We start from the raw sequence: 9,234 nt of genomic DNA on the forward strand, positions 1-9,234 counted from the left end.
GTGAGTTGTCCGACGGCAACGGCGTCCGGAGTTACCGCCCCGGACGCCGTTGCCGTTCTGGGCCAGGGCGCTCGTTCACCGTGCACAACCGCCCGGTCCGGTCTTCGGGATTCGGCACGCGGTGCCGCTCACATGTCCGGCGGAGACTCGGGGGAGACCCGAGTGAAGAGAAGACCACTGGTTGCCCATCCGGTCGGTAGTGAGGTCGAGGCCCCGGCCCGGCGCTCCTGGGCGAATCACTCGCGCAGGTCGAGGTCCTTGCGGCTCCGGACGAAGCGCCGGTAGCTGCGGGTGCGGCGATCGCGCCCGATCGGCTCGATCGCCGCCCACGTGCTGTCGGAGCTCATCGCGGAGGCTCAGCTCTCCCGCATCGGGATCCGCACGCCCCGCTCGGCGGCGACCTGCTCGGCGCGCTCGTAGCCCGCGTCGACGTGGCGGATCACGCCCATGCCGGGGTCGTTGGTCAGCACCCGTGCCAGCTTCTCGGCCGCCAGGGCGGTCCCGTCCGCGACCGACACCTGGCCGGCGTGGATCGACCGGCCGATGCCGACGCCCCCGCCGTGGTGGATGGATACCCAGGATGCCCCGGATGCGGTGTTGATCAGCGCGTTCAGCAGCGGCCAGTCGGCGATGGCGTCCGACCCGTCGAGCATGGCCTCGGTCTCCCGATACGGCGAGGCGACCGAGCCGGCGTCCAGGTGGTCCCGCCCGATGACGATCGGCGCCCTGAGCTCGCCCGAGGCGACCATATCGTTGAACCGCAGGCCGGCTTTGTCCCGCTCGCCGTAGCCCAGCCAGCAGATGCGCGCCGGCAGGCCCTGGAACGCGATCTTCTCCTGCGCCCCGCGTAGCCACTTCTGCAGGCGGTCGTTGTCCGGGAACAGTTCCATCACGGCGCGGTCGGTGGCGTGGATGTCCTCCGGGTCGCCCGACAGGGCCGCCCAGCGGAACGGTCCCTTGCCCTCGCAGAACAGCGGCCGGATGTACGCGGGGACGAACCCGGGGAACTCGAACGCCCGCTCGTACCCGCCGAGTCGTGCCTCGTCCCGGATGGAGTTGCCGTAGTCGAAGACCTCGGCGCCGGCGTCCTGGAACTCCACCATCGCCTGGACGTGCCGGGCCATCGAGGCGCGGGCCCGGGCGGTGAACTCCTCGGGCTTTCCCTCCGCGTAGGCGTGCCAGTCCTCGACCGAGACGCCCTCGGGCAGGTACGACAGCGGGTCGTGGGCGCTGGTCTGGTCGGTGACGATGTCGATCGGGACACCACGACGCAGCAGTTCGGGGAAGACCTCGGCGCAGTTGCCGACCAGCCCGACGGAGAGCGCGCGGCGCTCGCCCTTGGCGCGCAGCACCCGCTCGATCGCGTCGTCCAGGTCGGTGGCGACCTCGTCCAGGTAGCGGTGCTGCACCCGGCGGTGGAGACGGGCCTTGTTCACGTCGACGATCAGGCAGACCCCGTCGTTCAGGGTCACCGCGAGCGGTTGCGCCCCGCCCATGCCGCCGCAGCCGCCGGTGAGCGTGAGCGTGCCGGCCAGGGTGCCGTTGAAGCGCTTCTCCGCTACGGCCGCGAACGTCTCGTACGTGCCCTGCACGATACCCTGCGTGCCGATGTAGATCCACGAGCCGGCCGTCATCTGGCCGTACATTGTCAGGCCCAGCCGCTCCAGCCGCCGGAACTCAGGCCAGGTGGCCCAGTCGCCGACAAGGTTGGAGTTGGCCAGGAGCACCCGTGGGGCCCACTCGTGCGTCCGCAGCACGCCCACCGGGCGACCCGACTGCACCAGCATCGTCTCGTCCCGCTCCAATGTGGTCAGGGTGCGGACCATCGCGTCGAAGGACTTCCAGTCGCGGGCCGCGCGGCCAGTGCCGCCGTACACCACGAGGTCGTCGGGGCGCTCGGCGACCTCCGAGTCCAGGTTGTTCATCAGCATCCGTAGCGGGGCCTCGGTGGCCCACGACTTGGCGGTCAGGGTCGTGCCGCGCGGGGCACGGACGGGACGTGCGCCTTCCATGGCGTGTCTCCTTGCTTGCCCGGGGGTCAGTTGAACGGTCCGGTGACCGACTCGACGGCGCGAAGCGCGGCCCCGCTGGCCACGAACCGGACGGCGACGTCGATCTCCGGCGAGAGGAAGCGGTCGCGCCCAGGACCGGGGGCCACCTCGCGCAGGGCGTCGATCACCGCGCCGGTGGCGGGGGCGGGGCGCAGCGGCGCCCGCAACTGGATGCCGCGTGCGGCCGTGAGCAGCTCGATGGCGAGCACGCGGGTCAGCGCGTCGACAGCGCGGCGCAGCTTACGGGCGCCGGACCAGCCCATCGAGACGTGGTCCTCCTGCATCGCCGAACTCGGGATCGAGTCGACGCTGGCGGGTACGGCGAGCCGCTTGAGCTCCGAGACGAGCGCGGCCTGGGTGTACTGCGCGATCATGTAGCCCGAGTCGACGCCCGGGTCCTCGGCGAGGAAGGCATTCAACCCGTGGCTGCGGGCCACGTCGAGGAACCGGTCGGTGCGGCGCTCGGCCATCGAGGCGACGTCCGCAGTGACGACCGCGAGGAAATCGAGCACGTACGCCAGCGGGGCACCGTGGAAGTTACCGTTCGAGGAGACCCGTCCGTCGCGGGTGACCACCGGATTGTCCACCGCGGCGGCCAATTCCCGGGAGGCGACCAGCGCCGCGTGGTCCACGGTGTCCCGTGCGCCCCCGGCCACCTGCGGCGCGCAGCGCAGCGAGTAGGCGTCCTGGACGCGGGTGCAGTCCGGGCTGCGGTGACTGGCCACGATCGGGCTGCCAGCGAGCACGGCGCGGATGTTGGCTGCGGAGGCGGCCTGGCCCGGGTGGGGGCGCAGGTCCTGCAGCTCAGGGGTGAACACGACGTCGGTGCCGAGCAGCCCCTCCACGCTCATTGCGGCGGTCAGGTCGGCGACCTTGAGCAGGTGGCGCAGGTCGCTGATCGCCAGCACCAGCATGCCCAACATGCCGTCGGTGCCGTTGATCAGCGCGAGGCCCTCTTTCTCAGCCAAGGAGACCGGCTCGATGCCTGCCTCGCGTAGGGCGTCCCCGGCGTCGCGCAGCTCACCGGCGGCGTCGCGCACAGGGCCCTCCCCCATCAGCGCCAGCGCGCAGTGCGCCAACGGCGCGAGGTCGCCGGAGCAGCCGAGACTGCCGAACTCGTGCACGACCGGGTGGATCCGGGCGTTCAGCAGCCGCGCGTACGTGAGCGCGGTCTCGGCGCGGACTCCTGTACGGCCGGTCGCCAACGTCGACAGGCGCAGCAGCATCAGGGCCCGGACGACCTCCCGCTCCACCTCCGGCCCCGACCCGGCGGCGTGGCTGCGGACGAGGCTGGACTGGAGCTGGGCGCGCAGCTCGACCGGAATGTGCCGGGTCGCCAGCGCCCCGAACCCGGTGGACACGCCGTAGTGGGGCTCAGCGTCGTCGGCGAGCGCCTCGACGACCTCGCGGCTCCTGCGGATCTCGGACAGCGCATCGGCGGAGATCTCGACGGGGGCGTCGTGGCGGGCGACCGCCACGACGTCGTCGAAGCTCAGCGGGCCGGTGCCGACCGTGACGACGGCAGCGGCCCGACGGGGTTGGGCTGTTCTCATGCCCTCTATTCGAACCGACGACCGAGCCTGCCGGATACGACCGGCGGCCAGGTTCTGTCTCGGATCTGAGACACTGGGGGCATGGCGAACGTCCCCGCCGCGGCCCACGCCATCAGCCTGCTCAAGCTGCTGGCCCGGCACGCCGAACCCCTCCCCGCCGCGTCGATCGCGCGCGACCTCGAGCTGCCGCGGTCCACCGTCTATCACCTGCTGGCGGTGCTGCGGTACGAGGGATTCGTGATGCACCTGGCGGAGGAGCGGCGGTACGGCCTGGGGGTCGAAGCGTTCGCCCTCGGCTCGGCGTACTTACGTCAGGCCCCGCTGCAGCGCGTCGCCCGGCCGCTGCTGACCCGCCTGGTCGAGACCAGCTCGCACAACGCCCATCTGGCCGTGCTGCACGGCCGCGAGGTGTTCTACGTGATCGAGGAGCGCGCGCCTGGCCGCCCCCCGCTGGTCACCGACGTCGGGGTACGGCTGCCGGCGGCGCTGACCGCGAGCGGCCTGGCCATGCTCGCCGCCCTGCCGCACGCCCAGGTGCGTGCCCTCTTCCCGAGCCGGGACGCGTTCGTGCAGCGGCACGGCGTCGGCGTTACCAGTCTGGCCCAGCTGCGCGCCGAGCTGATCCGAGTCCGGCAACGCACCTACGCCATCGAGGAGGGGCTGGTCACACCCGAGGTTTCCTCGGTCGCCGCAGCCGTACACGACCACACCGGCCACCCGGTCGCGGCCGTGGCCGTGACCTACCCTGCCGCCGACGTGGACGTCGACGGGCAGCGCGAGTTGGCCCGGCAGGTCGCCCGAACGACCGCCGAACTCACCCGGCGCATCGGCGGCCGGCCGGGGCCCTTAGGGTAGGGGTGGGGGGTAGGTGTGTGTGGTAGTGCTGCTGAGGCCCTGGACTTCCGGCCCCTGGTGACGGTCGACAAGACCCGTGAGGCGTGGACGTTGCCCGACGTCGAAATCGTCTTCGACCACGTCGTGGACGCCGGCGACTTCGTCGAGTTCGAGTTCAAGGGCGAGGCCGCCGATGTCGGAGACGCCACCGATCGGCTGGTCGGGTTCATCGACTCCCTCGATGCCGAGCTTGGTCAGCCGGTCGACAAGGGGTACCCCCACCTGCTCCTCGGCCGCGATCACTGATGTCTGCGGGTGCCTGCCGGTACCGGCGTCGTAGGCGGGTTCGTCGTCTGGTGACGTCCGTGGTGTGCCGGTAGGTTCAACGTTCTGAAGGCTTTTGTCGCCAGGTGGAGGATTCCGGCAGCGTGTCGCACGTCGAGAAGATCACTACGGAGCTGCGTACGTTGGCCACCGGGGTCGAACGCGCGCAGGGTCTGGCTGCCGCTGCTGACCAGCAGGCGCAGGAGATCGCGTTGCGGGCTGCGGGTGCCGGGTTCGCTGCGGTGGCTGCCGGAGTGGCCCGGATTCGTGGGGTGATCACCACCGTCCGGGGCGGCCTTGGTGGTCTTGCCGGTGCTGTCGGGGATGCTACGAGGGCGACTGCTGCTGTCCCGGAGCAGGCCAGTCCGGAGGAGACGATCGCTGGGCTGACGCCGGTGCGCAGTGCGGTCGACGGGATCCGTGATCAGACGGCTGCGACGATCACGCACGTCGGTGAGGCGCAGCAGCTCGTCGTGGTGGTTCTGCAGGGTGGGCAGCCCGGGCCGCTGCTGCAGGCTCTGGAGAGCGTCAAGCAGGTGCTTGTCATGCTGGTTCAGCGCACCGGTACCACCGGTCAGGTTGTCGACGCGGCGATCGCCGAGGCGCGGCAGTTGGGGTCGTCGGGAAACTGATCGGGGCTGGCGGTGCCGTACCGACCAGCCCTGACCCGGTCCCCACACCCTCCGCCGTCACGGGAGTGACGACGCTGTGGACACGCAAGCCCACTGGGATGCACGGCGGCTCGCCTACCGGTCGACGTACCCGGATCCCTCCGAAGGAGGACGAACGCGTGCGGCGCTCGTTGGAACTTGAGAACGAATGTGCCGATACCGTCGCTGGCGAGGGATACCTACTCCACCAGAACCCGACCAGGCAGGAGGTCGCCAAAACCCGGCTCGGTACCGGTGATTCCGGCAACCCGGGCAAGGATCCGGACTACCTGATCGAGGGACACGTCTTCGACTGCTACTCACCGACTCCGGCGAAGAGCGTGCGAGGCGTGTGGAGCGGGGTTGCCGACAAGATCGCCAGTGAGCAGACCCAGCGGGTGGTGGTCAACCTCAACGACTGGCGTGGCGATTTCGCGGCGCTGCAGAAGCAGTTCGACGACTGGCCGATCGCGGGGCTGAAGGAACTGGTGGTGGTGACGCGCAGCGGGGCGATAATCCAGATCCTGCGACGAGACTGAAGGGTTACCCATGGCGACCGAGTACCGCTTGACGCTCGCGGGCGACATCCCTCTCGAAGCGCTGGCCGGCATCGTCGCTCCGGACGGTGCCGAGGAGTCTGCGGCAGATGGGAGGCCCCGGTTGTTGAGTGCGGACCTCAGTGATCGGTGTGGCTACACGGTGAGCATCTACGCGGGTTCCCACGGCTACTTCGAGGCCGAGGATGGTGACGGCTCGGTGTGGGAGTGGGAACCGGAGCGGTACGTCAACATCGGCTTCCGGCTGCGTAAGGACGAATCATCCGAGCGGGCGACGCGGGAGATGCTGGCGTCCGTGGCCCGGGTACTGGGCGAACGGCCGGAGGACGCCGCGCTGGTCCTCAATGCCGACTGGCTGCTGCTGACCCGCTTCTCGGGAACGCTGCGCAGGCACGCTCTGAGTTGGTGGGGCGTTCACGGCGGAGACGACCTTATTGACCGGTGAGTACCTGGCGGCCTGTGAGTTCTGCGTCCGGCACGGCCTCGCGCCGCGACGCGTCCGCAGATGCAGGACTTTGTCGGTCGGTCGCGGGCGGTGCAGATCGTGCGGCGAGATTGAGAAGAGGTTGCGGAGATGGCCGTGGAGTTCCGACTGACCCTGGCCGGTGACGTCCCGCTGGAGGACGTGGCCGCACTCGCTGCCGCCGACGTCACGGAGAAGCCGGTACCGACCACCAACCCCCGACTGCTCAGCGTCCGACTCTACGAGCAGCGAGGCTACGCCCTGAGTGTCTACTCCGGCGAGCACGGCTACTTCGATGCCGAGGACGACGACGGGTCACGTTGGGAGTGGGAGCCGGAGAGGTACGTCGACGTCGACTTCGCGCGCGGACGACCTGGTGGACAAGGGGATCCCCTACATGGTCGCGGCGGTGGCCCGGATCCTGGCCGGCCGTGGCGAGGACGCGGCCCTGGTGCAGAACGGCAACTACCTGCTGCTGACACGTACCGGCGGCGAACTGCGCAGGCACAGGGCGACGTGGTGGGATCACTACGGGGTCAACGGCCTCCTCGCCCTCTGAGCGGGGCGTCGGACTGACTCCGGTGTCGGTTTTCCCGGGCCGAGCGGTGGGGCTGCTGGCCTGCGGATCAATTTCCCGATCGCTGATCGTCATGGCTTTCGACCTCGTCGTGCGCAGTGACTGAATCTGCGGAGGCATCGTGCCCGTTGAACCTACTGGCAGCCTGAACACGATCCTGGTGTGTATCCGGGGAAACTCCGGGTCGGGCAAGAGCAGCATCGCCCGGGAGTTGCGGCGTCGGCATGGCCGGGGCTGCGCTCTGGTCGAGCAGGACTACCTGCGTCGCATTCTTCTCCGCGAGCGGGACAAGCCCGGCGGCGCGGCCCCCACGCTGATCGCGCAGACTGTCCGGTTCGCGCTGGACCACGGCTACCACGTCGTCCTGGAAGGCATCATGCACAGCGACCGCTACCGGGGCGTGCTGGCTGACCTCCGCGACGGTCACCAGGGGCGGTCGCTGTTCTGCTACCTGGACGTGTCGCTGCCCGAGACCCTGCGGCGGCACTTGACTCGTCCGCAGGCCAGCGAGTTCACCGCCGAGCACATGAGCGGCTGGTACGTCGCCCACGACATCCTGGGCTGGTCCGACGAGCTTGTTCTGCCGGAGAGCACCACGTTCGAGGAGGCAGTCGAGACCATCGCCGTAACCGCCGGGCTGCCTCAGATCGGACGCGACGACGACCTGCTCCCACTCCTCCCGTGAAACGGAGGACAACCACAGTGGTCATCCAGATTGTGGTTCGAGTCCTCATCCCGGCGGCTCGCGTATCGGCGTGACCGCAGCGATCCCATGAACCGGAGAGGCGCGTATGAAGGTCGTTCCGCTCACCGCCGACCGGATTCCCGACGTCGAGAAGCTGCTCGCTCTCGGCGGGCCCTACATCAAGCTGCGCGGGTCGTCCGACTACTGGTTGTACGCAAGCTGTTCTCCGCGACCTGCCCTGTTGCCGTCCTAAACGGTGAGGTCGTCGGCTGTGTGATCGCATTGCGGAGCCAGGATGATCCGGCCGGGATCTATCTGCAGGACGTGATGACGGACCCCGGCCACCGGCGTCGCGGGATCGCCCGGGCACTGGTGGACGATGTTCGACGGCATGGCCTGCGCTGGGGCTGTCGGCGCCTCTACCTGACGTCCGAGCCCGACAACCGCCCCGCCCACCACGCCTGGCTCGCGCTCGGCTTCGTCAATACCGATGGCGACAGGTGGGCTACGGCGTGTCCGTGATCTCCGACTACAAGGGGCCAGGGAAGCACCGCGCCGTGTACGAGTGCCGCATCGGCTCGTGAGCTCCGTGGACACTCGTGCTGTCCCATGCCGGGGCGCCGTTGCTGGTGGGGGGCACCTGATCCATCAGACCCCGGACTGACTGAGGCTGGCGGGTGTCGGCGTGCCTGACGGCTCCGTGTCCGTCATCAGACGGGGCTCCGGAGAATGCTCGCCTTTCGCTCAAAGGAACTCATTTCGGCGGGCTCTCCGGTCGGGTTTTTCCGGTGAGAAGGTCGGACCGTGTGGACGGTGGGAACCGTTGCGGCAGGTAGCGGGCCGGGTGGAGACGGTCCGGCACTGTGCCGCGTCGAGGGCGTGCCGAGGCGGTCGATCGTCAGGGTTGACTCGTTTGACAGCGGCAGTCTGGTCGAGAGGTACTGGAGCACGTTCCCCTTGCGGCGGGCTCGTTCGCCGGGCCGGATGGTCGATGGGTGGGCGCCCGTCAGGGTGCTTCCCCGTCGTTGTGGCCTGGTGCGGCGTCTGGTCGTTGGGGTGCCGACCGAGTGACAGGAGAACCGCGATGAAGGATCTTCTCCCGGCGGGTTGAGCCGACGCCCGTCTGGCCGCAGCACGCTGTGCTGAGCGGCCGGAGCGGAAGTGTCCCTGCCTGAAGCGGTTGCTCCGGTTGCCGGAAGCGGGCGTAAGCCCGCCGGTTCGCGTCGCCGTTGATGATCATGCTCGCCATCGGTGGCGCGGCCGGTGCGGCCAGCTTCACCCACGTCCACAACGTCGCCGCCCCTCACGGCCAACCCGGATGGCTGGCCTGGGCGGACGCCATCGTGCTGGAACTGATGTCCATCGCCGCTGGCCTGGAACTACGCCGCCGCAAACGCGCCCACATCTCGACCGTGTTCCCGGCCAGTGTGCTGGTCTGCGCGGTCACGCCGAGTACGACCTGAACCGGCCCGGACGCCTGGCCAGCGCGTACAAGGTGGTGCTCACCGAAGCCAGCACCGTTGACGACCTGAACACCTGG

At 69.5% G+C, this 9,234-nt stretch carries 10 protein-coding genes and 2 pseudogenes; 10 read left to right on the forward strand and 2 right to left on the reverse strand.

All coding sequences use genetic code 11. The features are described from left to right. Positions 1–356 precede the first annotated feature (356 nt). Both hutU and hutH read right to left on the reverse strand, forming a co-directional pair. A complete protein-coding gene (gene hutU / locus V6U90_RS25955; protein WP_334441865.1) occupies positions 357–2,012 on the reverse strand; it encodes a urocanate hydratase in 1,656 nt (551 codons plus the stop codon). A gap of 26 nt (positions 2,013–2,038) precedes the next feature. Next, complete coding sequence (hutH, locus tag V6U90_RS25960; RefSeq protein WP_334441868.1) at positions 2,039–3,604, reverse strand: histidine ammonia-lyase; 1,566 nt, start codon at positions 3,602–3,604, stop codon at positions 2,039–2,041. An 81-nt stretch (positions 3,605–3,685) separates the two neighbouring features. Between hutH and V6U90_RS25965 the strand changes: the two genes are divergently transcribed. The 10 genes and pseudogenes from V6U90_RS25965 to V6U90_RS26010 all read left to right on the forward strand — a co-directional run. Then, on the forward strand, positions 3,686–4,459 hold the full coding sequence (locus V6U90_RS25965; protein WP_334441870.1) for an IclR family transcriptional regulator: 774 nt from the start codon (positions 3,686–3,688) through the stop codon (positions 4,457–4,459). A 15-nt stretch (positions 4,460–4,474) separates the two neighbouring features. Continuing rightward, on the forward strand, positions 4,475–4,744 hold the full coding sequence (locus tag V6U90_RS25970; protein ID WP_334441872.1) for a CYTH domain-containing protein: 270 nt from the start codon (positions 4,475–4,477) through the stop codon (positions 4,742–4,744). Positions 4,745–4,866: 122 nt separating this feature from the next. Further along, the gene (locus V6U90_RS25975; protein WP_334441875.1) at positions 4,867–5,394 is read left to right on the forward strand and encodes a DUF6244 family protein; all 528 of its coding nucleotides are present in this window, start codon (positions 4,867–4,869) and stop codon (positions 5,392–5,394) included. Between the two features lie 98 nt (positions 5,395–5,492). Continuing rightward, a complete protein-coding gene (locus tag V6U90_RS25980; RefSeq protein ID WP_334441887.1) occupies positions 5,493–5,951 on the forward strand; it encodes a hypothetical protein in 459 nt (152 codons plus the stop codon). A 10-nt stretch (positions 5,952–5,961) separates the two neighbouring features. Further along, positions 5,962–6,414: a SitI3 family protein gene (locus tag V6U90_RS25985; RefSeq protein WP_334441878.1), complete on the forward strand. Its 453-nt coding sequence runs from the start codon at positions 5,962–5,964 to the stop codon at positions 6,412–6,414. Positions 6,415–6,543: 129 nt separating this feature from the next. Then, a pseudogene (locus V6U90_RS25990) lies at positions 6,544–6,991 on the forward strand (SitI3 family protein). Positions 6,992–7,130: 139 nt separating this feature from the next. Continuing rightward, a complete protein-coding gene (locus V6U90_RS25995; RefSeq protein ID WP_334441880.1) occupies positions 7,131–7,694 on the forward strand; it encodes a kinase in 564 nt (187 codons plus the stop codon). Between the two features lie 106 nt (positions 7,695–7,800). Further along, on the forward strand, positions 7,801–7,947 hold the full coding sequence (locus V6U90_RS26000) for a hypothetical protein (RefSeq protein WP_334441882.1): 147 nt from the start codon (positions 7,801–7,803) through the stop codon (positions 7,945–7,947). 20 nt (positions 7,948–7,967) lie between these two features. Next, entirely contained in the window at positions 7,968–8,216 is a 249-nt protein-coding gene (locus tag V6U90_RS26005) for a GNAT family N-acetyltransferase (RefSeq protein WP_334441884.1), read from the forward strand. Positions 8,217–8,932: 716 nt separating this feature from the next. After that, positions 8,933–9,148: pseudogene (locus V6U90_RS26010) on the forward strand (DUF2637 domain-containing protein); the annotation flags it as partial. Positions 9,149–9,234: the final 86 nt, after the last annotated feature.

This window comes from Micromonospora sp. CPCC 206060 (assembly GCF_036906895.1).
In the GTDB taxonomy this organism is placed as follows: domain Bacteria; phylum Actinomycetota; class Actinomycetes; order Mycobacteriales; family Micromonosporaceae; genus Micromonospora.

Coding starts and splice junctions, on each gene's coding strand:
- hutH (WP_334441868.1), bottom strand. CDS start 3,604: ATGAGAACAGCCCAACCCCGTCGGGCCGCTGCCGTCGTCACGGTCGGC.
- hutU (WP_334441865.1), bottom strand. CDS start 2,012: ATGGAAGGCGCACGTCCCGTCCGTGCCCCGCGCGGCACGACCCTGACC.
- V6U90_RS25965 (WP_334441870.1), top strand. CDS start 3,686: ATGGCGAACGTCCCCGCCGCGGCCCACGCCATCAGCCTGCTCAAGCTG.
- V6U90_RS26000 (WP_334441882.1), top strand. CDS start 7,801: ATGAAGGTCGTTCCGCTCACCGCCGACCGGATTCCCGACGTCGAGAAG.
- V6U90_RS25985 (WP_334441878.1), top strand. CDS start 5,962: ATGGCGACCGAGTACCGCTTGACGCTCGCGGGCGACATCCCTCTCGAA.
- V6U90_RS25980 (WP_334441887.1), top strand. CDS start 5,493: ATGCACGGCGGCTCGCCTACCGGTCGACGTACCCGGATCCCTCCGAAG.